At 43.7% G+C, this 21561-nt stretch carries 28 protein-coding genes; 11 read left to right on the top strand and 17 right to left on the bottom strand.

The features are described from left to right. Positions 1-13: 13 nt before the first annotated feature. The 3 genes from EIZ58_RS23680 (at position 14) to EIZ58_RS23690 (ending at position 3376) form a co-directional block, all read left to right on the top strand. The gene (locus EIZ58_RS23680) at positions 14-1192 is read left to right on the top strand and encodes a CapA family protein (protein ID WP_134703412.1); all 1179 of its coding nucleotides are present in this window, start codon (positions 14-16) and stop codon (positions 1190-1192) included. A gap of 195 nt (positions 1193-1387) precedes the next feature. Beyond that, a complete protein-coding gene (locus tag EIZ58_RS23685; RefSeq protein ID WP_134703413.1) occupies positions 1388-2830 on the top strand; it encodes a SulP family inorganic anion transporter in 1443 nt (480 codons plus the stop codon). A gap of 162 nt (positions 2831-2992) precedes the next feature. Beyond that, positions 2993-3376 (top strand): ion channel, encoded by a 384-nt coding sequence (locus tag EIZ58_RS23690; protein WP_134703414.1) that lies wholly within the window; start codon positions 2993-2995, stop codon positions 3374-3376. A gap of 168 nt (positions 3377-3544) precedes the next feature. Here EIZ58_RS23690 and EIZ58_RS23695 read toward each other — a convergent pair whose 3' ends face one another. From EIZ58_RS23695 to EIZ58_RS33775, 3 genes are read right to left on the bottom strand one after another with little or no spacing between them, the layout of a single operon-like run. Further along, on the bottom strand, positions 3545-3733 hold the full coding sequence (locus EIZ58_RS23695) for a YezD family protein (RefSeq protein ID WP_134703415.1): 189 nt from the start codon (positions 3731-3733) through the stop codon (positions 3545-3547). Further along, entirely contained in the window at positions 3705-4151 is a 447-nt protein-coding gene (locus tag EIZ58_RS23700) for an RrF2 family transcriptional regulator (RefSeq protein ID WP_134703416.1), read from the bottom strand. The genes EIZ58_RS23695 and EIZ58_RS23700 overlap by 29 nt, the downstream gene beginning before the upstream one ends. 40 nt (positions 4152-4191) lie before the next feature. After that, positions 4192-4419, bottom strand: a complete 228-nt coding sequence (locus EIZ58_RS33775; RefSeq protein ID WP_167577915.1) for a hypothetical protein — start codon at positions 4417-4419, stop codon at positions 4192-4194. A gap of 19 nt (positions 4420-4438) precedes the next feature. On the opposite strand from EIZ58_RS33775, the gene EIZ58_RS23705 reads away from it, so the two are divergent. The 3 genes from EIZ58_RS23705 (at position 4439) to EIZ58_RS33780 (ending at position 5824) form a co-directional block, all read left to right on the top strand. Then, positions 4439-4696 (top strand): hypothetical protein, encoded by a 258-nt coding sequence (locus tag EIZ58_RS23705; RefSeq protein ID WP_134703417.1) that lies wholly within the window; start codon positions 4439-4441, stop codon positions 4694-4696. 71 nt (positions 4697-4767) lie between these two features. Beyond that, positions 4768-5538, top strand: a complete 771-nt coding sequence (locus EIZ58_RS23710; protein ID WP_134703418.1) for a sporulation protein — start codon at positions 4768-4770, stop codon at positions 5536-5538. A gap of 118 nt (positions 5539-5656) precedes the next feature. Beyond that, positions 5657-5824: a hypothetical protein gene (locus tag EIZ58_RS33780; protein ID WP_167577916.1), complete on the top strand. Its 168-nt coding sequence runs from the start codon at positions 5657-5659 to the stop codon at positions 5822-5824. Between the two features lie 34 nt (positions 5825-5858). Here EIZ58_RS33780 and fadH read toward each other — a convergent pair whose 3' ends face one another. Further along, positions 5859-6623 carry a 2,4-dienoyl-CoA reductase gene (fadH, locus tag EIZ58_RS23715; RefSeq protein WP_134703419.1) on the bottom strand — a complete coding sequence of 255 codons (765 nt, stop codon included), beginning with the start codon at positions 6621-6623 and terminating at the stop codon, positions 5859-5861. A 192-nt stretch (positions 6624-6815) separates the two neighbouring features. Between fadH and EIZ58_RS23720 the strand changes: the two genes are divergently transcribed. After that, entirely contained in the window at positions 6816-8777 is a 1962-nt protein-coding gene (locus EIZ58_RS23720; protein ID WP_134703420.1) for a PAS domain S-box protein, read from the top strand. A 9-nt stretch (positions 8778-8786) separates the two neighbouring features. Here the strand turns inward: EIZ58_RS23720 and EIZ58_RS23725 are convergent, their stop codons facing one another. Then, complete coding sequence (locus tag EIZ58_RS23725) at positions 8787-8999, bottom strand: alpha/beta-type small acid-soluble spore protein (RefSeq protein WP_134703421.1); 213 nt, start codon at positions 8997-8999, stop codon at positions 8787-8789. Between the two features lie 99 nt (positions 9000-9098). Further along, the gene (locus tag EIZ58_RS23730) at positions 9099-10049 is read right to left on the bottom strand and encodes a stalk domain-containing protein (RefSeq protein ID WP_134703422.1); all 951 of its coding nucleotides are present in this window, start codon (positions 10047-10049) and stop codon (positions 9099-9101) included. Positions 10050-10676: 627 nt separating this feature from the next. Between EIZ58_RS23730 and EIZ58_RS23735 the strand changes: the two genes are divergently transcribed. Beyond that, positions 10677-11414, top strand: coding sequence for a hypothetical protein (locus EIZ58_RS23735; protein ID WP_167577917.1), 738 nt, complete (start codon positions 10677-10679; stop codon positions 11412-11414). A gap of 71 nt (positions 11415-11485) precedes the next feature. On the opposite strand, the gene solA is transcribed toward EIZ58_RS23735, so the two are convergent. The 3 genes from solA to EIZ58_RS23750 are packed head-to-tail and all read right to left on the bottom strand — an operon-like array spanning position 11486 to position 13624. After that, positions 11486-12628, bottom strand: coding sequence for an N-methyl-L-tryptophan oxidase (gene solA, locus EIZ58_RS23740; RefSeq protein ID WP_240689355.1), 1143 nt, complete (start codon positions 12626-12628; stop codon positions 11486-11488). Between the two features lie 14 nt (positions 12629-12642). Further along, positions 12643-13281, bottom strand: a complete 639-nt coding sequence (bshB2, locus tag EIZ58_RS23745) for a bacillithiol biosynthesis deacetylase BshB2 (protein ID WP_134703424.1) — start codon at positions 13279-13281, stop codon at positions 12643-12645. Between the two features lie 16 nt (positions 13282-13297). Further along, positions 13298-13624, bottom strand: coding sequence for a DUF1806 family protein (locus EIZ58_RS23750; protein ID WP_134703425.1), 327 nt, complete (start codon positions 13622-13624; stop codon positions 13298-13300). Positions 13625-13785: 161 nt separating this feature from the next. Here EIZ58_RS23750 and tpx point away from each other — a divergent pair, with 161 nt between their 5' ends. Then, the gene (tpx, locus tag EIZ58_RS23755) at positions 13786-14292 is read left to right on the top strand and encodes a thiol peroxidase (RefSeq protein ID WP_134703426.1); all 507 of its coding nucleotides are present in this window, start codon (positions 13786-13788) and stop codon (positions 14290-14292) included. Between the two features lie 46 nt (positions 14293-14338). Here the strand turns inward: tpx and EIZ58_RS23760 are convergent, their stop codons facing one another. From EIZ58_RS23760 to EIZ58_RS23775, 4 genes are all read right to left on the bottom strand, one after another. Next, positions 14339-14761 carry a VOC family protein gene (locus tag EIZ58_RS23760; RefSeq protein ID WP_134703427.1) on the bottom strand — a complete coding sequence of 141 codons (423 nt, stop codon included), beginning with the start codon at positions 14759-14761 and terminating at the stop codon, positions 14339-14341. Positions 14762-14839: 78 nt separating this feature from the next. After that, entirely contained in the window at positions 14840-16132 is a 1293-nt protein-coding gene (locus EIZ58_RS23765) for an MEDS domain-containing protein (RefSeq protein ID WP_134703428.1), read from the bottom strand. 125 nt (positions 16133-16257) lie between these two features. Further along, entirely contained in the window at positions 16258-17175 is a 918-nt protein-coding gene (gene trhO / locus EIZ58_RS23770) for an oxygen-dependent tRNA uridine(34) hydroxylase TrhO (RefSeq protein ID WP_134703429.1), read from the bottom strand. 53 nt (positions 17176-17228) lie between these two features. Beyond that, positions 17229-17558 (bottom strand): DUF3895 domain-containing protein, encoded by a 330-nt coding sequence (locus EIZ58_RS23775; protein ID WP_134703430.1) that lies wholly within the window; start codon positions 17556-17558, stop codon positions 17229-17231. Between the two features lie 332 nt (positions 17559-17890). On the opposite strand from EIZ58_RS23775, the gene EIZ58_RS23780 reads away from it, so the two are divergent. Further along, the gene (locus EIZ58_RS23780; protein WP_134703431.1) at positions 17891-18793 is read left to right on the top strand and encodes a glycerophosphodiester phosphodiesterase; all 903 of its coding nucleotides are present in this window, start codon (positions 17891-17893) and stop codon (positions 18791-18793) included. A gap of 57 nt (positions 18794-18850) precedes the next feature. Here the strand turns inward: EIZ58_RS23780 and EIZ58_RS23785 are convergent, their stop codons facing one another. Both EIZ58_RS23785 and EIZ58_RS23790 read right to left on the bottom strand, forming a co-directional pair. Continuing rightward, on the bottom strand, positions 18851-19492 hold the full coding sequence (locus EIZ58_RS23785) for an ATP-binding protein (RefSeq protein ID WP_134703432.1): 642 nt from the start codon (positions 19490-19492) through the stop codon (positions 18851-18853). Between the two features lie 23 nt (positions 19493-19515). Continuing rightward, positions 19516-19740 (bottom strand): hypothetical protein, encoded by a 225-nt coding sequence (locus EIZ58_RS23790; RefSeq protein ID WP_134703433.1) that lies wholly within the window; start codon positions 19738-19740, stop codon positions 19516-19518. Positions 19741-19863: 123 nt separating this feature from the next. Between EIZ58_RS23790 and EIZ58_RS23795 the strand changes: the two genes are divergently transcribed. Then, the gene (locus EIZ58_RS23795; protein ID WP_134703434.1) at positions 19864-20652 is read left to right on the top strand and encodes a GNAT family N-acetyltransferase; all 789 of its coding nucleotides are present in this window, start codon (positions 19864-19866) and stop codon (positions 20650-20652) included. Between the two features lie 10 nt (positions 20653-20662). On the opposite strand, the gene EIZ58_RS23800 is transcribed toward EIZ58_RS23795, so the two are convergent. Both EIZ58_RS23800 and EIZ58_RS23805 read right to left on the bottom strand, forming a co-directional pair. Beyond that, the gene (locus tag EIZ58_RS23800; RefSeq protein ID WP_134703435.1) at positions 20663-21001 is read right to left on the bottom strand and encodes a YrdB family protein; all 339 of its coding nucleotides are present in this window, start codon (positions 20999-21001) and stop codon (positions 20663-20665) included. Next, complete coding sequence (locus tag EIZ58_RS23805; RefSeq protein ID WP_134703436.1) at positions 20998-21561, bottom strand: TetR/AcrR family transcriptional regulator; 564 nt, start codon at positions 21559-21561, stop codon at positions 20998-21000. Before EIZ58_RS23805 ends, EIZ58_RS23800 begins: the two co-directional genes overlap by 4 nt.

Consider the following 21561-nt stretch of genomic DNA (forward strand, 5'->3'; position numbering starts at 1 on the left):
AAAGGAGTCATCTATGAGATATAAACTATTACTTTCTCTTAGCATTCTACTAGTCCTCATACTTTCTATCCGCCATTTCCAACAAGAGCTCAGCCAGTACGAGATTACACCACCGACTGCAGAAGCTGTCGTTACGGAACCGACTGAAGTGACAGTTGAACCTCCGCCACCAGAAACAGAACCAGCACCCGTGCCTACCCTTACAACCGCTAAATTGGTTGCCGTAGGTGATATCCTTGTTCACAGTTCGGTTTATCAAGATGCTGCTATGCCCGATGGTACCTTTGACTTTACTCCCATGTTTGAACAAGTAAAGCCCTTCATTGAATCAGCGGATCTGGCTATCGCCAACCAGGAAACAATGATTGGCGGAAAAGAAATTGGACTGTCGAGCTACCCTCTTTTTAACAGCCCTTTTGAAGTGGCAGATGCTCTAAAAGATACAGGCTTCGATCTTGTCACCTTGGCTAATAATCATACGATTGATCGCTATAAAGACGGGGCCATTGAGAGAGCCTTAGCTTACTGGGACCAAATTGAAATCCCTTATACCGGTAGCTACGCTTCTACTGAGGACAGAGACCACATTCGAACACTGACAAGAAATAGCATTGTCTTTTCATTCCTTAGCTATACCTATGGAACCAACGGAATTCCCATACCTAAAGACAAACCCTATTATGTCAATTTAATAGATTGGAAACAAATCCAACTTGATGTTGAGCGAGCGAGACAGATCTCTGATGTCATTGTCGTCTCCATGCATTGGGGAAATGAATATGAACTTCATCCTAATACCTTGCAGCAGGACCTTGCTCAGAGACTCTCTGATTTAGGCGTTCATATTATTATCGGGCACCATCCCCATGTGCTTCAGCCTCCGGCATGGGTGACGAACGCCAAAGGACACTCAACCTATGTCATGTATTCCTTAGGAAATTTTATATCCGCTCAACAAGGCATTGACCGCTTACTGGGTGGAATCGGCGGGATCCATGTGGTGAAAACGGAACTCGAGGGAAATGTCTCGATCGAGCTGAAGGATCCTTTTTTCATTCCTACGTTAACCCAATATAAGAATTGGAAGAATTTCAAGCTCATTCCGCTAGATTGGGACCATGAGCACACCTTACGAGTGGCAAATCATATGAGAACTCGTATTACGGATTTATCCATCTTACATGCGCACTAATCAGATCTTAAGTTGGTTAATACCAGAGAATTTAACAGCAATAGAGACCTTCCCCCTAATGAATATGCTTACATCCCGTTTTCTTTATGTAGCCAAGTTCTAAATGTTCACGTATAATTCACAATTAGGTACAACGGCTCCGACTTTTCTGAGAGAGGAAAGTCACAATTAAAATTGAATAGAAAGAGGTTATTTATGACTTACAAACAAGAATGGTTCTCCAATATTCGAGGTGATGTATTGGCAGGAATAACTGTCGCATTAGCCTTGATCCCGGAGGCGATTGCGTTTTCCATCATTGCTGGCGTAGACCCCATGGTGGGACTCTACGCATCATTCTGTATCGCGGTTGTGATTGCTTTTGTAGGTGGTCGTCCAGCGATGATTTCCGCCGCGACGGGCGCGATGGCACTCGTAATGGTGAACCTCGTTAAGGAACACGGCCTGGAGTATCTCCTTGCCGCTACGGTTTTAACAGGGATTATTCAATTGATCCTCGGTTCCTTGAAGGTGGGCCGATTCATCACCTTTGTGCCTCACTCCGTCATGATTGGATTCGTGAATGCTTTAGCGATTCTCATCTTTATGGCGCAACTTCCACACTTTGTGGGAGAGTCCTGGCAGATGTATGTCATGGTTGCAGCGACTCTGGCGATTATCTATATCTTGCCTCGCTTCACCAAAGCCGTGCCCTCCCCTCTTATTGCGATCATCGTGATGACCGTAATTGCCATCTATGGCGGCTTCAATGGACGCACGGTTGGAGATATGGGAGAGATTACGCGAGCACTGCCTGTGTTCCATCTACCTAATATTGAATTGTCCCTCCAAACGTTATGGATTATCCTTCCTTATTCGGTAACACTAGCTATTGTCGGCTTACTAGAATCCCTATTAACAGCGACTATCATCGACGAAATGACAGAAACCAAGAGCTCTAAGGACCAAGAGGTGAAAGGTCAAGGGATTGCCAATGTAATCACGGGATTTTTCGGGGGGATGGCTGGCTGTGCCATGATCGGTCAGTCGGTTATCAATGTTAAATCTGGAGCTAGAGGACGCTTGTCATCTCTCGTCGCCGGAGTCTTCCTCTTATTCCTGATTATGGTTTTAGGTGATATCGTGAGACAGATTCCAATGGCAGCGTTAGTCGGGGTCATGATTATGGTTTCCATTGGAACTTTTGACTGGCAATCACTCAAAAGTCTTCCAAAAACCCCACGAGCTGATGCTCTTGTGATGATCGTGACGGTAGCCATCGTCGTTGCTACGCATGACCTAGCTAAAGGTGTTATTGCTGGGGTAATCTTAAGTGCCTTAATCTTCGGCTGGAAGATGGCTCGAATGAAGACAACCACTCGCATAGACAATGGATCAAAAATATATCAAGTTTCTGGTCAGATGTTTTTTGGAACAATGAGCCACTTTGTTGACCAGTTCCAGTTTAGCGAAGACCCTGAGCGTATCGTCATTGACTTTAGCAGATCCCATATATGGGATCACTCGGCCGTTACTGCCATCGCAAAGGTCATATATAAATATCAGAAGCTTAATAAGCACGTTAAGATTATCGGATTAAACGAAGAGAGTCAGCAGCTAGTCAACCAAGTAGGATTATCTGCTCCTTCCGGACATTAAAAAATATGAGTTCGCTTGTACCTTGAACAAAAAGAGACAGTCCATGCTGTCTCTTTTGTTTTGGATTTCACCATGTTTGGAGGTAAATCCAATCGTAATGAAATGACTCCTCTTCGCATATAGTTGATACAAGCATTCCCAAAATGAGGGAGATGACTTGTCTTGGGACAAAAGGGGAAAATTATTTTTTCTAATCTCGTGGTTATATCTCTTATCTATGTATTAGTCGCTTTTTTCTTTTCCATCGCCTATATGATCCTGGATTATTATGAGCTTGGTCCTATTATTGACCACAACTCTTCAGCAAACCATCAACAACAACCCCTTGACCGATTTACCCGCTCCCTGTATTTTAGTTTTATCACCTTATATTCCGTAGGGTACGGAGATGTTACCCCTTTTGGTTTATCTAAAGCCGTTGCCATCTTAGAGGCCACTATTGGCTATCTTCTTCCCCCGGCTATTATCATTCGGTATCTGATATTTACCCCCAAAAGCATACAAGATGCTATATATACTCGTATGCAACAACAACGCCGTGGATAAACCGAGAAGTAGCCCTTCCAACGGAAGGGCTACTTTCCTTTTCCCTTTACAAATTAATTCGCCGTCACAACAAAAAAGACTCCTATAATCCCGCGACGAGTTATCGCTAAGTTAAAGGAATCTTCGGTGACCCGATCGGCAACTGTATGAGTTTAGAATAATAATAGCTTACACTTCCTTTTTCAACACCTTCTTCTCCACAGGAAAGCGTTGTTTTTCCACTCTTTCAATTTGAGTAATGTTGGAATCATGTACGGTAATATGAACTGAGCCATATTCGAGCCCTTCAAGAGAGCGTATTATTTTCTCCACTAAGGCCTCATCAATGTTACGTTTTGACAAGGAATTTTCCTCCATTCCACTCCCCAATATTCTGATTAAGTAAATCGTGTAAGGTCGTCTGCTCCAACACATGGCTAATCGTATCCCGCACCAGCGTCCATAGAGGCTTCAATAAACACTTGGGCTCAAGCGAGCATGGCTCGTAGGCAGTAATACTGGCACAGCCCATCGGTGAAAGCGGACCTTCAATATTGCGGATTACCTCTCCAATATTAATCTCTGCTGGGGTTAGCTTTAAACTGTAACCCCCTTGTGCTCCTCGTTTACTCTTGACATAACCGAGCTTCTTAAGCTGAAGAAGAATTTGTTCTAGATAGCTTACTGTAATTAGCGTCTTCTCTGAAATATCGCTAATAGAAATGACTTGCCCTTCATGTTGACCTAGAACCAAGAGTGCCCGTAGGGCATATTCACCTCTACTTGATACCTTCACCCTTTCCTCCTCCTTTAAACCCGAGTGAACCAGTCAAGATTTAAGAAAAAAAACCAATTACTACTCCTGTTACCATCTTATTTGCACTATTCTTATCTGTCAAGTCGGAATTTTTTTTCAATTGATATGCATACCCACTTTCTTCCCTTTGAAATCTTACTGGAATAGGTATATTCACCGGTGACTCTAAAGGTGATTTCGCTAACGAAAAAAAGCATCTAGGCTTAACAGCTTTAGCCTTCTTATTGTACAATTCAAATACAACCATGCATAAAGAGGTAGGTAAGATGGGACAAGTTATACCTTTTCCGATACAAGAAGATATTCACTGGAACGGACGAAGCTTAACCCCAGAGGAGTTAGACTACGTTCGGGAACTTTTGCTTTCCGTCTCGAGACGTATCCGAATCAAACGCATTCGCTTCAATGGGGTAAATGTCAGGGGAAACGACCTAAAGGTCATCATGGATCATTTATGGAAGAAAAGATTAATCCTTGACGAGGAGAAAGCCTGGATCTACCGAAAGCTCGATCGTGAAACTTAGTGACGAAAAGCAACGCAAAATGGTACTATCAAAAGGAAGAAGATTCCATAGCAACGGGGAGGAACAAAAGCATGTCGTTATTTGATAAGGTTAAAGCGAGTATCGGAATTGGATCGGCTAAAGTGGATGCGAAGCTAGATCAAAGTTCATTCACCGCAGGGGAAAACCTAACAGGCACTTTGCTTATTCAGGGTGGAACTATTGAACAAGAGATAAATGGAATCGATCTTCACCTTGTTACGGAAGTGATCCGGGAAGTCGATGACAAAAAGGTCAAACAGCACACATCCTTTGTAACCTATCGAGTTGCTTCCGGCTTCCTGATTCGAAAAGGTGAAAAAAAGCAGTTGCCCTTCTCCTTTCCGATACCTACTGACACACCCATTACTCTAGGTAATAGTAAAATTTGGCTGGAGACTGCTTTAGATATCTCACTCGCATTAGATCCAACAGACCAGGACTTTATCACGATTAAACCTCACCCTGCTGTTCATACTTTATTGGAAGCCACACGTTCCCTTGGTTTTGTTTTAAGAAAAGTTGAGAACTTACCCTATCGGCGCAGTCCGATTGGATTAATCCAAGAGTTTGAGTTTGTACCAACAAGCGGGTCCTTCAGAGGGAAGCTCGATGAGATGGAATTGGTTTTCTTTCTTGAACCACGTGGGATTCGAATCATGATGGAAATTGACCGTAAGGCTCGCGGCCTTGTTTCTCTTCTTGCTGAGAGTCTAGACCTTGATGAATCCAAGGTATCTTTATTCCTTTCTTTTGATGAAATTAACCAGGGCGTCTCAGCGACGGCTACTCGTCTTCATAACGTGATTCGTTCTTACAGTTAAATTGAGAAAGAACCGGCTACTAATGTCGCCGGTTTTTCTCATTCCAATAAAAACCAACTCATTTGATTCTTGTTTTTCGGTTATAGTAACAAATATCTTATGGTAAGGTGGGCTTAAAATGCAGGATTATCGTCAGCAAACCATCGAAGAGCTTGAAAGACTGAGTGCTTACTATGAGCACGAAAATTTTGAAATCATGAAAGAACTGCTTCGTAGAGGAGTGGGAAAAGATCTTCCGGATACCCTTGAACACCCTAGTATGTTCCCAACGGAAGAAGATTTTTAACGAACGATTTTTCGTTCGTTTTTTTATTGCATCCCTAGAATAACCCTTGCCCTAGGCTTGCTCCTGCATCCACCGTAATGACTTCTCCATTGATATACTCCGCCTGTGGAGAAAGGAGAAAATAGGCAACATCAGCAATTTCCGCACTTCTGGCGAATCGTTTATTAGGAATCATTTTGACAACTTGTTCAAAGGTTTGCTTATCAGGTATCAGCTTTTTTGCTCCTCCTGTATCCTCTACAAAACCGGGAGCAATACAGTTCACACGAATCCCATAATTTCTGCCCCATTCGACCGCTAATGACTTGCTCATGGCTAGGACACCTGCCTTAGCTGCAGCCGAATGCACCACTCCAGGACAACCTGTCCAAGCATAGGTAGCAATGATATTGACAATCGATCCCTTAAATCCTTCCTTAATCCATTCCTTGGCTACGGCCTGAGAGCAGTACCAGGTTCCGTTCAAGACAATATCCACCACCGAATTCCACCCATTGATCGACAGTTCCTCCGCCCGAACCAAAAAATTTCCGGCAGCGTTATTAATTAATCCATCAATTCGGCCAAACCTCTCTAGCGTTTGACATACCGTTTTTTGAACTTGATCCGGCTCGCGGACATCCATCGAAATGGAAAGAACCTGACCGTTAAATTGCTGCACATCCTCCTTCGCTTTCTCAAGTCTTTCCCTGTTGCGCCCCGTTATGACAACATAAGAACCCTCAATGGCAAATTTCTTAGCCATTGCTAACCCCATCCCACTACTTCCTCCTGTTATCAAAAACACCTTCTCTTTCATTCACTACACGCCCCTTTCTTTCACATTATATGTTTTGAAAAATTTAATATTTTTTCAACACAATAAAGGCCAGGTAAGCTCTAGGCCTTATGAAGGGCTGTTTGTTTCCTTTGCAAAATAATGTTTTAATATTACGATAATTGGTATATCATTAAAGTTGTACTTCATATTTATACATAGGGGACTATACTCATGATGCAATATATCAAGCCATATATTTGGATACCTCTTGCATATTCTATAATCGCTTGGGCCTGGATCACTTGGCTATCTAACCTAGGGACGTTCATCGTCTTTTCTGGCTTAAGCCTGTTCCTTCTCACTTACTCATATTTAAGAAAGGTAGAATTAGAGAAACTGAAATGGCAAAAAAAAGCGGAGGAACTACAAACGATTCTTGATACGTTCCCCGATTTGCTCGTAATTAAGGATGCTGATAACCAGTGGATCAGTGGAAGCAAGGTTGCACTCGATCTGTTTCAGATATCGCAAACCACTCCATTTAAGGTTCCGCTTACCCCTAGTTGTCTGGCGGCAGAAGCTAAGGCCATAGCATCCCGAAGCCTTGAACGAACCGAAATCAGCTTTCCATCGGGAAATGGGAAAGAGATTTGTTATGATATCATTAAAGCCCCCTTATGGAACAAGGATGGTTCCCTACAATCGATGCTTACAATTGGTCGAGATATTACCCAAAGCAAGAAGATGGAGCAGCTTCTGCATAAAAGTCAAGAATGGTACTGTTCCATTTTCAATAACAGTCCCTATGCGATAGCAGTGACGGATATTGAAGGCCGCGTGTTAGATGTTAATCCTGCGTTTACCCAAATCTATGGCTTTAACCTTGAGGAAGCAAGAGACAAAGTCTTGCCCATGGTTCCTCCTACGATGCACCCTGATGTAAAGCAATGGAACCTGCGTTTGGTGGCGGGAGAATCTTTTCGCAACGTTGATACCATTGGCCTGACAAAGGATGGCCGAGAGATTCATGTGACCTTTTCCGCTTCTACGATATCGAATGAAGACGGTGAAATTCGAATTTTTAGCATGGCCCAAGACATCACGAAGCAAAAAGAAGAAGAGAAACAGTACTCTTATACCAAAGACCTGTTTGAATCCTTTTTTCGCTATACGGCGGATATCGTGATCTTAACAGACCAGCATGGAATGATCACTCAGGCCAATCCGTCTTTCGAAAGGATATTAGGCTGTAAAGCAGAGAGTGTCATCGGTAGAAATATACTAGATTCTGAGCAGGCACAGGATTTTACAAACTTCGTCTATAGAGTCAATAAGGGAGAATCTGTAGGGAATATCGAGCGGACTCTAGAAACTTCGGATGGAAGAATAATAGATGCTAGTATTACCTTTTCAGTCATACGCAATCAAGCAAGTGAGATCATAGGGTATTCGGCCGTCATTCGGGATATCAGCGAAACCAAATGGGCTATGAATCAATTGAAAAAAACAAAAAAGCTATCTCTTGCAGGCAATTTAGCCGCTGGTATCGCCCATGAAATTCGGAATCCGCTGACCTCTATTCGCGGATTTCTACAATTTATTCAAGCCGACTGCCCAGAGCACACCCACCCCTCATTTATCATCATGTTAAATGAACTCGACCGAATCAATGAAATTGTAAGCGAATTTCTTTTTTTGGCCAGACCGCCTCAGGAGAAAAAAGAAGAGATTCTTAATATTGCAGAAGTGAGCCAACAAGTGATTCAATTTCTTCAACCCCAATTCCTCCTTAAAAACGTGGATGTGGATTGGGTCGGTGACTCCTCCTCTGCTTTTGTGAAGGGAGACGCAAATCAATTAAAGCAAGTCTTTATTAATATCCTCCGTAACGCGAGTGATTCCATGGAAGAGCATGGCGGAAAAATATCCGTGACTTTAACTCAACAAGAACAATACATCTCGATAGCCATTCAAGATAAAGGCTGTGGAATTTCCGAGGAACGTCTTCAGAAAATAGGAGAACCTTTCTACACCACTAAGGAAAAAGGAACGGGTCTAGGCATGATGATGACGTTTAAGATCATGGAAGGACATAATGGGTTAATCCAGATTGAAAGCAAAGAAGGAGAAGGCACACTAGTAGAATTAAAGCTGCCTGCCCTCATGACCCAAACAGAAAGAAAAGCCCGTTAATACGGGCTTTTATTGTACTCGATTCATACCAGCTAGTTGCTGTTCAGCAAATTGCACTAAGCGCTTTGTCATTTCACCACCCACGGAGCCGTTCGCACGAGAAGTCTGATCCGCACCAAGCTGAATTCCAAATTCTTGTGCAATTTCAAACTTCATTTGATCTAAGGCGCTTGCTGCCGCTGGCACCAGCTTTTGATTAGAATTTCTGTTTTGCTGTTGCATGGGTATTGCCTCCTTTAGAGAAATTAGTATTAACCTTCCACTAAAGGAAATAATTATGCATATCAGCAAGAGCCCCTTGAGGTCGTGACGAACTTTTTGTTATGGTAACACTTTAAACAGCTGATGCTGACGACTACCGTCCTTTGGACTGGACTCAAATAAGATGAGCATCAGAGTGGAGTTAGGGTTCACTTTCTTCACGTCCAGGCTGAAAAGGAAAAAACCCCATCCCGGTGCGCCTTGGCTAGCGTTCGCAAAGCCTTCTGCCAGCTCGTAATGACCATCCTCCACTACATAGCCTAACACCGCTTCAAATACTCTAGCCTTCCCCATTACCCAATACTGACCTTCATATTGCAGGACATGAACATGGGAAAAACGATCGTTTTTCTCCTTCTCACTCAGACTCTCAGGTAGGATCCGTTGAATCAATTCAGTCATGATCTGTCTATTGTGGGAGTCTTTATAAGATTTAAAGAAAATAATAGCTCCTTCTCGCCAGGTTGGCATCTGCTTCATTACATCCGACGAAAGCTGAATAACCTTGGTACCCTCACTGGTTTCTACTTCGATGGAATGAGGATCAATTTGACCTATCACTTGTCCTGCCATCGTTGCTTCCCATTGGCGGATAACCATTTCAATCGTTTTCTTTTCGGTTTTAACTACTACCTTATTTTCTGTACCGATCCAATCTACCTTGGCCCCAAAGGTTTCACTAATAAACCGTAGAGGCACGAATGTTCGATCATTTCGAATGATCGCTTTAGAGTCCAACATCTCTTGCTTCTCGTTCACCCATGCTTGGTGGTCGCCAATCTTGAGGCGAATTGATTTCCCTGAGGCCTCAAGTGTGACAATTCGAGTTTGCGCATCCCATTTCACCTCGGCACCTAGCGCTTCACTAATAAATCGCACTGGTACCATTGTACGTTTACTCTGAATGTCGATAAACGGCTGAACATCCCAATCCTGGCTTTGCGCCTGGACATTCGAAATGGGGATAAACAATACACACAGTAAAACTACCATCCATCTTACTAGTCCCATTGTTGCACCGCCTTCCTAGGGTGAGCTTTACCTTTATACTTATTCTGATATCGGGTTGGACATGCTATTTTTTATTCAAAATATGAACATAATTCTAAGATCATTTTAGTAGGTTATACAATAATAATAATTTACCCAAATTCTGAGGGATGTAGAGCAAAATTTTGAAGAAAATGGTAAAATAGAAACATACCATGAAAGGGGGAAGTCCAATGCCACTCGATGTTAACTCTTCAAACAAATGCACCTACTGTAATGCCACATTTAAACCAGATGAATACTACGAAACCCATGGTGAGAATCCCTCTCTTTTATTCCATAATGCTTGTTATGATTGGTGGCGGGAGGAAAATTCAGAGTAAATGCCTTATGAATTCACCCAAAAAATTGACGATCCTGTAAAGGATCGTCAATTTAACTCTCACATAAACCGTTTCCAAGAAGTTATCCACATTATACCACGGTATCCACAATTTAATAAGTGCTAGATGACAGTATATTAAACTTAGTATATAATGGTGTGACCAGTACATAAGTACTAGGTTGAGAGCGTTTACCTTCCAGTCTTGGTTTATCTTCCAAGCTTAACTGGAAGGTATTTTTTTTAGGCGCAACATCTCCCTCCTTTTGTTCGTTTATATGTATATAAGGGAGGTTGTAAAAGTGAAAAAGTTAATTACGTGTCTCGTTCTGATGGCGAGTTTAGTCCTATCAGCATGTCAGGTAAACCAACCTGCTTCGCCCCCTGTCAATCCAGTTGAAGTTCCCGCTGAAAATTCAGTTGGAATGCCAATCGATGAGCCGGTAAAAGAGCCGGTCAAAGAGCCAAACCAGGAACCAATCCAACTCCCAGATGAAGATCAACAGGCTGCTAGCCCTGAGGAGTTTGCAAATTTAGTTGTTCATGCGTTGAAAAATCAGGATATGAACCAGTTTTCTCAATCTGTTCATCCATCCAAGGGTGTCCGCTTTACCCCTTATAGTTATGTTCAGAGCACCGACTTAACGTTCAGCTCACAGCAGATCGCCGTCATCATGAGCGACTCTACGCTGTATCACTGGGGGGAGTACGATGGTAGTGGAGACCCCCTGGATTTAACCTTTGCCGATTACTTTGCCAGATTCATCTATGACCAAGACTATGCTCAACCCGAGCAGATATCTACGAACCAGCGCCTCGGCCAGGGCAATTCCATCGACAATAGTGCTCAGTTCTACCCTAATGCCACGATCATTGAATATCACTTTTCTGGCTTTGATCCCCAGTATGAGGGCATGGACTGGAGAAGCCTGAGAATTGTACTTGAACAATACAACGGACAATGGTTTGTAGTCGGCATCATACACGACGAGTGGACCACCTAGAGTGCCTGTCACTCCCCGAAATTGCTCGAAACATGTCGAAGAGCCTTCTCTCCCTTGAGAAGGCTCTTCGATTACTTAAATCGGTTCAACTTAAACCGATGAAGATTGATATCTGATTTCCCATTTATCAGAAGCTGACCTAGTACTTCACCCAGCGAACTGACAAATTTAAATCCATGCCCAGAAAAACCGGCTGCAATCAACACATGAGGAAAGGAAGGATGATGATCAATAATAAAATCCTCATCTGGCGTTACGGTATAGAGACATGTTGACCCACGCAGCAGCTGACCAGATGCTTGTGGCATGTAGCAATCCAGGGCGTCACGTAGCTCGTGCTCATCTTGCGCATAACTTCCAAACGGCGCAATCTCTTCGCCCCACTTCACTTCTTGTCCACCATCATGGCGCCCAATTTTTAGTCCTCCTCCCTCAAAATCAGGAAAGCCATAGTAGTCGATACTCCCTTTCGTTATGACAAAGCCAGGAAAAGCCGGTGAGCGGAATTGATCACCTCTGGTTTCGAACCATCCTACCGTTTTTCGTACTACCCTCAACGGGAGTTGCCACTCTGGAAATAAGGTTGCATTGCCTGCCCCGGAACAAACTAATAATTTGCCTGCCGTAAATTTCCCATTCTTGGTTTGGACTGTGACCCCATCCTGATGATAGATTATTTTTTCTGCCACTGTATTCGTATATAGTATGGCCCCTGCTTCCACTGCTAGCTGTCGATAAGCTCGGATGGCCTTCTCCGGAGATAAGATCCCCGCCTTCGTTTCTAGCAACCCTTCCGCTCCATCTGGCAGCACCAATCCAGTCCACCGGCGAATAAGCTCCTCTCTTGAAAAGCGTTCTACCGGAAGGGAATAAATTCTTGCCGCTTCCAGTTTATCTTCCAGTGAATCCGGCCCATCAATTCCAATACTCAGAACACCCGTTTGTTCGAAAATGGACATCCCACTCTCCTCTTCAAGCTCCTTCCACAGCTCTAACGCTCGCAAGGCGAGCGGAACATAAGGATCATGCTCGGAGTAAGCGTAACGGAATAAACGGGTATCCCCATGATGACTCCCATGAATATGAGGCGGATCATAAGCGTCCAATAGGATCGTCCGAATCCCTTTTCTCGCTAAATAATTCCCTGCCGCCATCCCCATGGAGCCCGCCCCGAGAATAAGTACGTCACAATGCGTTGTATTCATGATGTTCATGTTCAGTCTCCCATCTACTCCAAAATCCAAAATCTTTCGATCCGATAATCTGGCACACCTTCCATATGCCCTGCATCGATGCTCTTGATATACTTCATAAACTGAGAGGGATAAGCCTTAATAGAGGCCGTTTTCCGATCAAGATACGGCGTAACATCGTTGGCGACATCAGCGGCCCCTACATGTTCGATAAATTTCTTGAAAATGGCAGAACCATAGACCGTAGGGCGCAACTCCTCAGGCAGACGCCTCACCGCCTTCACCACCAGTTCTCCCGTAGCATCGTGGTCCGGATGACGGCTGTGACCCGGATAAAACGTAATCACAAGGGTCGGCTGCACCTCTTCCATAAGCCTTAGAAGACGCTGAAGAATCCGCTCAGGCTCTTCAAATTCAATCGTCTTATCCAGATACCCCCAAAGCCGAATATCGGTAATCCCAAGAATACTACAGGATTTCTTAAACTCCTTCAACCGGAGCTCGGGCAGAGTCTGCCGATTCGCTCCCCCTAAGCCTCTTCCCAACTCTCCCATAGTCAAGCAGACATAAGTGACCGGGACCCCTCTACTCACAAAATCCATCACCGTACCTGAACAGAAAAAAGCCTCATCATCAGGATGAGGGAATACCAGTATAACGTGTTCCTTCTTCATAGAGCCCTCCCTTTAGCTACAGTGGCTGATGGCTTAGATGAAGAGCGACCTGCAGCTTTCCATCTTCATCATGACCTTCTAACAGCAACCGTCCATGCTCATCGAGATCATAAACATTTAACCCCTCGGCATAAATCCAGCCCAAAGTTATTTTTAACCCGACCCGATATGGATCTGACCCACGAATTTGAGCGCGTTCGATCTGTACTTGTGCATTGCGGATGAATGCACCTGTTGGTCGATTCACATAGGCCCCTTGCGTCGTCTCTAAGTGAATATAGCAAGCCGTCCCGACAAACCCATCCAAGGCGAGTTGAACCTTTTCTAACTCTATCGATTTCATTCCATCGAGCACCTTTCCAGAAGTTCCTTACCATTATTTTCGCCGAATTCCCTCCAAAAATCAAAACAGAAATGTGCTTTCTCCCTTTAAACCCTATAGATAATGTGATAAAGTAACTTTATGGCATCAATAATAATTCCTAATCTGGAGGTCTTATCCACATGGCACAAGTTACGTTTAAAGGAAACCTAATTACCCTTCTAGGAAATGAAGTCAAGGTAGGAGATCAAGCCCCAAATTTCACGGTTTTGGCTAACGATCTGTCTCCTGTTACGCTTGAGAATTCAAAAGGAACCGTTCGCATCATCAGTGTGGTACCTTCCATCGACACCGGCGTTTGCGACCAGCAAACTCGTCGATTCAATGAAGAAGCGGCTAACCTAGAGAATGCTACCATTCTTACCGTTAGTGTAGATTTACCGTTTGCCCAGAAGCGCTGGTGCGGTGCTGCTGACATTGATAAGGTCCAAACTTTGTCTGACCATCGTGATCTTTCCTTCGGCGAAGCTTATGGTGTAGCCATCAAGGAATTGCGTTTGCTTGCTCGTGCTGTCTTCGTCATTGACAAAAATGATAAAGTGACTTATGCGGAATATGTATCTGAAGCAACGAACCATCCTAACTATGAAGCAGCCGTTGAAGCAGCTAAAGCAGCTTTGAACGCTTAATACATAGGAGAAAGCCTGACTCCCTGTCAGGCTTTTTTTCTTTAGTTTATTTCGTTTCCGTAGTAATATGAAACGTCACGCCGAACTTATCCGTAACAATCCCATAGGCTGGGCTCCAAAACGTCTCTTGAAGCGGCATGACGACACTACCTCCATCCTGCAGAGCCCCATAGATTTCCATTGAGTGATCCGCTCCTGCCGTTGTAATGCAGATTGTGACATGATTACCGACCTGCAACGGTTGACCTGGGAAGGTATCCGAAAGCATCAAGTCCGTTTCTCCAACCTTTAGCATCGCATGAGAAACACGAGCCTTGGCCTCTTCAGGAATCGGGAACTCCGGATTCGCGGGCATTTCCCCAAAGGTTTGAATACCAAAAATGGTAGCCCCCAACGCCTTTTGATAAAAGTCAATCGCTTCCTTCGCATTACCATCCATGATAAGATAGGGGTTCATTCGCAACGTCATATTAACAGCTCCTAGAGTGGATAATTTGGCAATTCATTCCTATTATACTCCAGTTAAACCGATCTGCAACCCTACTCTCTACGGATGGATTGGAAGCTTAACGAGGAAGGTGGTTCCCTTATTTATCTGACTTTGCACCTCAATCTCCCCATCAAAATGATCCACCAGCTTCTTTACCATAAACAATCCAATTCCCTGACCGCTTTGTTCTTGGTTCATTTTCTCATACTTCTGATACAACTTTTCCAGCTGTTCTTCGGACATGCCTACCCCTTCGTCTTGAACCTGCAAGAATAAAAAATCATGCTCCTTATATACTTTCAAGTAAACGCTCTGGCCTTCTAAACTATATTTGATCGCATTGCTTAACAGGTTGGAAAGAACCATCTTAAAGCCCATTAAATTGCTCAGTATAATTTCTTTACCATTAAGCTGAATATCAGCTACTAGCTCGATGTTTTGCGTATGCGCTTTGACCTTCATTATATCAAACACTTCAGCAACAGCTGGGCTCACTAAGATCAGCTTTTTTTGCCACAGGGCATCCGTAGAAAGCATTTGTTCCGTATTAATGATGTGCGAGATCTCATTATCGATAACAACGGCGTAATTCCGGATCGCCTCAAGCCTCTTCCTTTGCTCTTCTCCACATTCTTCCTTCATGAGAAGCGAAGCATAAGCCTTAATTACGGTTAGAGGATTTCGCACCTCGTGCGACACCACATGGACAAAGTCAAGTTTCTTCTTATACAAATCCATCTCGGAATCTATGGAGGTCTGTACAGAAAGCGATGGAAATACTGTGGGATTGAATTGGTTTGAAGTCTTATATAAGGTACTTCGAACAAGCTCCTCGTCCGTCATTAGATATTCATGAGATCTAGTCATCTGAATCAGGATATTTGAGGGTACCGTTTCCCCGTTATAAGCGCATACGGTGGTGTAACCTAGCCCAGCTAAGGAAATATCCGCTTTGCTTTCGTAGGCATGTAGCTTACATACCATGTTGTCTTGCTCGATCCAATCTACATGACCCCAGATACGCACCATTCGTTCTTCTAAAAGATAAGGTTCAACAATACTCTTTAGGTTCGATAGGATCCGCTCAAAGTGAAAGTCTTGATACATTTCATAAAAGTCATAGTTGCTCACATAATGCACCTGGCTCATATCCACAGGACCGAGCTTCTCTAGGATCATATGGTATCTCTCTTCACTGTCAATGAAGGCAATATGATGACCCAATTCGATTCCGGTTAAAATATAAGATACAGCGTTCTCGATATATCCTTCCAACGAGTTATAAAAATACAGGATATGGGATCCCTGACTTACCTTCAACGATTTGGTTAACGGGACAGACATCGTCATAGACTCCTCCACTTACGGGACCTAATTTTAGTATTAATTACTATTCGCTAGGAGATATGGATATACCTTCCTCTATTTTGCATAAAAAAAACCCTCTGTTCCTGTCGAACAAAGGGTTGGTCATCTTAACCCACTACCTCTTCCATATCTTGCTGTGCCGCATGATGCTTTTCGCACTCCTCGGAGCAATAGCCGCGATGTTCTTCTTCACAGTGCGTGTGGGCAATCGTTTTGCGGTTACACTTCGGATAAGCACAATTGATATACCGATCCTCGGGATCGCCACAGTAATGACATTTTCCAATCACCTTGTCTTCTTCTGTGCGATTCACCGGGACTGAAATTCGCTCATCAAATACATACAGCTTTCCATCCCATAAGCGTCCCTGAACCTCAGCATCTTTTCCATAAGTAACGACTCCGCCATGCAGCTGAGCCACATTCTCAAAACCTTCTTCCATCATCCATCCCGTCAGCTTCTCGCAACGAACGCCGCCCGTGCAATAGGTAATAATCGGTTTATCCTTATATTGACTTAGGTTTTCACGGATCCATTCTGGAAACTCCCGGAACGACTTCACGTCTGGACGAATCGCTCCTCGAAAATGGCCAATGTCATATTCATAATCATTACGCCCGTCAATCACAATCACATCTTCATTTTGGAGGGCTTCATGAAATTCCTTGGGACTAAGATACTTTCCTGTTTTTTCAAAAGGCTTGGGAGCATCCTCCACGCGAAACGTGACGAGCTCCTCCTTATGACGAACAAACATCTTATGAAAGGCAGGCTCCTCTGCCTCATCAATTTTAAACCACAGATCAGCAAAACGAGGATCCGCATGCATATGGTCCATATATTTCTGCGTTTGTTCAATCGTCCCGGATACCGTCCCATTAATCCCTTCACTCGCCACCAAGATCCGACCTTTTAACCCCAATTCATTGCAGAACTTTAAGTGCTCCGCTGCAAACTCCTCCGGATTCTCAATCGGTACAAATTTATAATAAAGAAGAATTCGATAAGGTAAGCCTGTTTCCATAGATATTGCCTCCTGAAAATGTAAATATAGAATTTATTTTCCCCAAACTGGCGCTAAACAAACTTCGCCTTATACACACGGTCACTCTTGTCCTCTTTCGCTTCCAACACCGTTAGGTCTTCCCTGCTATCTAGATATCGGCATACCTTTACAAATACCCTGGGTTTCCCCGTCACATATCGATCCTCCGATGATCCAGCATCCCTTAAGAGCTGTTCTGATATCTCTCTTGCACTCTGCAGACCGTTCTCCAGCAGAATATCTACAGCATGCCAGCCAGTAGATTTCCTCTCCACAATGGGAGCCACTTTAGCTTCTGTTTTTTTCTCCTCTATCGGTTCGTCCTCTCCTCCAAAAAGGGAAAGTTGTTCTGTATCAACCATTCCATTTCATCCTTTCACGGTCAAAAGCTATCGATATCATGATACTACGTTCGCTTCTAGAAGACCAATTATTAATTTTTCATTAATCCATAAAAATAGGTCTATCGAGATCTTCACAACTCTCTCGAGTCAGGCCCTACTTCCCCTTACGCAACGAATATTCTAATCCAAAAGACTTACTATGAATTCTTTTTTCAATAAATCATTTTTCAATAGGCCCTAAGTATCAATTAGAGTATTTATCCATTTTTTACACAATCTGTACTTCAGCTTAAAACTACTATTTTATATTTGGTTATGAAAATATAAGTCTATCAAATAGGAGTGGTAAAATGAAACCTTTATTCAAAGGCATTACGCTTTCTCTTGCCTCATTAACGCTTGGAGCCTTCATGTTAACTGCAGTTCCACCTGCACAAGCCAAAAATCAATCCCATCTCCCCGTATCTGAACAAAAAATCGTTAATGTTGCCCATCGCGGAGCTTCGGGATATGCCCCGGAGCATACCCTCCTATCATACCAGTTGGGTAAGGAAATGAAGGCCGATTATATTGAGTTGGATCTGCAGATGACGAAAGACGGACATCTTGTCTCCTTCCATGATACGAATGTTAAACGTACGGGTAGCGTCGACAAGCTAGTCAAGGATATGACGTTAGAGGAGCTTAAGCAATTGGATGTGGGAACATGGTTTAACAACACATACCCTGAATATGCCAACCCTTCCTATGTCGGTTTACAGGTACAAACCTTGGAGGAAATAATTGAGGAGTTTGGACTGAACACACACTACTATATCGAAACGAAAGCCCAGAATGCTGGAAACACCACAGTGGAGGGTATGGAAGAAAAGCTGGTTCAAGTCTTGTCTCATTACAAACTCATTGGGCCAAATGCCCGTGCTGGACATGTTCTATTACAGTCCTTCAGCCCTGCAAGCCTGAAAAAGCTTCACGCCTTAAACCCAACCCTCCCACTCGTTCAACTAGGAGTTGTACAACCCGGACAGTTAGCGGAAGTGCAGCAATATGCCATTGGAGTCGGTCCCAATTTTAAACAGATCGACGCAAATTATGTTAAGCAAGTCCGGGACATGGGGCTTATGATCCACCCTTATACGGTGAACGAAAAAGAAGACATGAGACGACTATTGGAATGGGGCGTGAACGGAATGTTCACCAACTACCCTGATCGCTTAAACGAGGTCATTAAGGAGTTCAAGAGCAAGAAGTAATAATAAAAAGGCTGTTCCCGAAGAGTCGATCGTAATTGACCTTTGGGAAACAGCCTCTTACACTAGTAATGGAAGCTCAATTCGAACCTTCGTTCCTTCTCCGACTTTACTTTCTAAAAGAATGGTGCCCTGGTGTTCTTTAATAATCTTATAGCAAATCATTAATCCCAAGCCTGTCCCTTTTTCCTTTAGGGTATAAAACGGTTCGCCTAAGCGAGGCAAGAGCTCTTGAGGAATACCACAGCCTTGATCTTGCATCGTAAGCCGTACATGCGTATTGCTTTCCTTATTAAGAGTAAGTTGTACTAATCCCCCGTTTGGCATGGACTCGATCGCATTCTTTAGCAGATTGATAAAGGCTTGCTTCAGCTGATTCGCTTCACATAAGATATACAGAGACTCATCCATTTCTCCTAAGTTTATCTTTACGAGAACATTATTCAAATGGGCCTGTGGAGTCAAGATCTCAATCGTGTTTTGCAGTAGCATGACAAGGTCAGTCCGCATCAGTTGAATTGCTTGTGGCTTGGCCAGAGATAGCAGCTGATTAGTGATTCCTTCAATACGTTCAAGCTCCTCCAATAAAAGTTTGGAGTGGGACATGCTAGGGTGTTCTTGTTTGAGCAATTGAATAAAGCCTTTAAGCGTAGTCAAAGGATTCCGAATTTCATGGGCAATGCCCGCTGCCAACTCCCCCACTACCGAAAATTTTTCTGTTCTTCTTAAAAGTTCTTCTGCATGCTGCGAATATCATAAACGAATCCCTCGGACTGGATAGAAAAATGCATCAGAATAAAGGCAATAAACCCTGTATACAATGAAATCCAAACGATATGGTTGGGTTTCAGATCAATAGATTTAGGGGCTACAAAAGATCGAATGACTAAAGGTGTACTGACCAACAGAGAAAAAACAGCGAGGTTTACAAAGTAATCCTGAAAATTCATGATACTCCGCCTTCGTATTAATATAACTTTAATTATAGTGAAATGCACATTCCTAGCAATAGAAACCTTTTAGACTATAGTCGCGTCTAATAGACAAATTCATTTTTTGGAGGATTTTGTCACATGATTAGAAAACTATTCGAGCAGGACAGGGAGCCCCTGCTTTCCTACCTAGGAGAAGAAGCTTCTTTTAATCTTTTTATCATCGGGGATATCGAAAACTTTGGGTTTGAGCAGGAGTTTCAAGAACTGTGGGGTCAATTTAATGAACAAGGGGAGCTGCAGGCCGTTCTCCTTCGCTACTATAATAGCTATCTTCCTTACACGAAAGGAAACTTCGATGTCGAAGCCTTTAGCCAGATCATTTTAGGAAATGAGGAAGCAGAAATGCTCTCCGGAAAGCTAGAAGTACTCAACCAATTTTCTTCATCACTGTCCTTCTCCAACAGAAAGCAGCTTTTTTTCGCGGAGTTAACCGAACCACAAAGCTTACAGAGCGTTTCAGAGTCCGCACCAATTCAACAAGCTACTATAGAAAACTGTGATCGAGTCTTCCAACTCCAGGAAAGCATAGAGGAGTTCAACCTGAGCCAGACCGCCCGCGCGAGCTTCCGCCAAACCATCGGCTCCGGAACGGGGCGAACGTACTTCTATGAAGAGGAGGGACAAGTGCTCTCTAGTGCCTCAACAACTGCAGAAAATTCTTTTTCAGCCATGATCGTTGGTGTTTGTACTCTTACTCAAGCAAGAAATAGAGGTCTCGCTAGCTTGTGCTTGAATAAGCTATGCCATGACTTGCTTTCCGAGGGGAAAACCCTATGTTTATTCTACGATAACCCCTTAGCAGGGGCCATCTATAAGCGACTAGGATTTCAAGACATTGGTCACTGGGGCATGTTTTATTTCAGGTAATGAGCCGAGTTCATTGCTGCCAAATCGTCATCAACACCTTATTGAGCATAACGACGACACCGTACCCAATCGCCCAGTTCGGCTTAGCAACCGTCCACAGGAGAAGTGCCGGGAGTCCAAACACCATAAGTTCCAATACCATGTGCAACCCTCCTGATAAAAGGACCATCGCTTTGGGCGAGCCAAATACTCCCCAAAGTAAGGCAATCCCAAGGGGCACATTTAAGCCCCATAGAAACTTACTAAACCACGTACTTCCGATCTGGGCCGCCCAGTAGCCATAAATCCCTAATGCAACTAACTCTATCGCAAATCGCAGGGCAATATTGCTCATTTGAAGGATCATCATTTTGCATGGACTCCTGCAAGAAAAGTGTCGACCAATAGACGAAAGCTGATATCCAAGTCTAAAGGTAATCCAAAGCCTCCCGCTTGCTCAATGGCCGCAAATCCGTGCAGCAGACTCCGCAGACCACGCACCATATGAAGTGCGAGCTCATCCTTCAATCCATAGGCTGCCAGCACATCGACTACTATCTCAACCACACGTCGCTGGGCAGCCTGAAGTTCAGGATCAGCAGAGCGGGGAGCACGAAAGGTGGCATCATACAACCCAGGATGCTGTCTGGCAAAATTCACATAAGCATAGCTCAGCGAACGAACAGCCTCGTCCCCTGTCACATCGCGTACTGCTTCCGACATCCGATCGTAAAGTTTATGAAGCCCATGCAGCGCTAGCTTTTGCCTCAAGTCAGGCAAACCGTCAATGTGGTTGTATAAAGAAGGCGTTCGGATGTTCAGCTTTTTTGCCAGCTCGCCTAGCGAAAGCGAATCTATCCCTTGCTCATCCACCAATTCGGCAGCAGTTTGCAGTAATCCTGTTAAGTCCAGACCCATTCTTGGTGACAT

This window comes from Ammoniphilus sp. YIM 78166, assembly GCF_004522215.1.
GTDB lineage: Bacteria > Bacillota > Bacilli > Aneurinibacillales > RAOX-1 > YIM-78166.

Bases quoted from the DNA above. Each gene is read 5' to 3' on its own strand.
- EIZ58_RS23680 (WP_134703412.1), top strand. From the start codon at position 14: ATGAGATATAAACTATTACTTTCTCTTAGCATTCTACTAGTCCTCATA.
- EIZ58_RS23685 (WP_134703413.1), top strand. From the start codon at position 1,388: ATGACTTACAAACAAGAATGGTTCTCCAATATTCGAGGTGATGTATTG.
- EIZ58_RS23695 (WP_134703415.1), bottom strand. From the start codon at position 3,733: ATGGAGGAAAATTCCTTGTCAAAACGTAACATTGATGAGGCCTTAGTG.
- EIZ58_RS33775 (WP_167577915.1), bottom strand. From the start codon at position 4,419: ATGGTTGTATTTGAATTGTACAATAAGAAGGCTAAAGCTGTTAAGCCT.
- EIZ58_RS23705 (WP_134703417.1), top strand. From the start codon at position 4,439: ATGGGACAAGTTATACCTTTTCCGATACAAGAAGATATTCACTGGAAC.
- EIZ58_RS23710 (WP_134703418.1), top strand. From the start codon at position 4,768: ATGTCGTTATTTGATAAGGTTAAAGCGAGTATCGGAATTGGATCGGCT.
- EIZ58_RS33780 (WP_167577916.1), top strand. From the start codon at position 5,657: ATGCAGGATTATCGTCAGCAAACCATCGAAGAGCTTGAAAGACTGAGT.
- fadH (WP_134703419.1), bottom strand. From the start codon at position 6,623: ATGAAAGAGAAGGTGTTTTTGATAACAGGAGGAAGTAGTGGGATGGGG.
- EIZ58_RS23720 (WP_134703420.1), top strand. From the start codon at position 6,816: ATGATGCAATATATCAAGCCATATATTTGGATACCTCTTGCATATTCT.
- EIZ58_RS23725 (WP_134703421.1), bottom strand. From the start codon at position 8,999: ATGCAACAGCAAAACAGAAATTCTAATCAAAAGCTGGTGCCAGCGGCA.
- EIZ58_RS23730 (WP_134703422.1), bottom strand. From the start codon at position 10,049: ATGGGACTAGTAAGATGGATGGTAGTTTTACTGTGTGTATTGTTTATC.
- solA (WP_240689355.1), bottom strand. From the start codon at position 12,628: ATGAACATCATGAATACAACGCATTGTGACGTACTTATTCTCGGGGCG.
- bshB2 (WP_134703424.1), bottom strand. From the start codon at position 13,281: ATGAAGAAGGAACACGTTATACTGGTATTCCCTCATCCTGATGATGAG.
- EIZ58_RS23750 (WP_134703425.1), bottom strand. From the start codon at position 13,624: ATGAAATCGATAGAGTTAGAAAAGGTTCAACTCGCCTTGGATGGGTTT.
- tpx (WP_134703426.1), top strand. From the start codon at position 13,786: ATGGCACAAGTTACGTTTAAAGGAAACCTAATTACCCTTCTAGGAAAT.
- EIZ58_RS23760 (WP_134703427.1), bottom strand. From the start codon at position 14,761: ATGACGTTGCGAATGAACCCCTATCTTATCATGGATGGTAATGCGAAG.
- EIZ58_RS23765 (WP_134703428.1), bottom strand. From the start codon at position 16,132: ATGACGATGTCTGTCCCGTTAACCAAATCGTTGAAGGTAAGTCAGGGA.
- trhO (WP_134703429.1), bottom strand. From the start codon at position 17,175: ATGGAAACAGGCTTACCTTATCGAATTCTTCTTTATTATAAATTTGTA.
- EIZ58_RS23775 (WP_134703430.1), bottom strand. From the start codon at position 17,558: ATGGTTGATACAGAACAACTTTCCCTTTTTGGAGGAGAGGACGAACCG.
- EIZ58_RS23780 (WP_134703431.1), top strand. From the start codon at position 17,891: ATGAAACCTTTATTCAAAGGCATTACGCTTTCTCTTGCCTCATTAACG.
- EIZ58_RS23790 (WP_134703433.1), bottom strand. From the start codon at position 19,740: ATGAATTTTCAGGATTACTTTGTAAACCTCGCTGTTTTTTCTCTGTTG.
- EIZ58_RS23795 (WP_134703434.1), top strand. From the start codon at position 19,864: ATGATTAGAAAACTATTCGAGCAGGACAGGGAGCCCCTGCTTTCCTAC.
- EIZ58_RS23800 (WP_134703435.1), bottom strand. From the start codon at position 21,001: ATGATGATCCTTCAAATGAGCAATATTGCCCTGCGATTTGCGATAGAG.
- EIZ58_RS23805 (WP_134703436.1), bottom strand. From the start codon at position 21,561: ATGTCACCAAGAATGGGTCTGGACTTAACAGGATTACTGCAAACTGCT.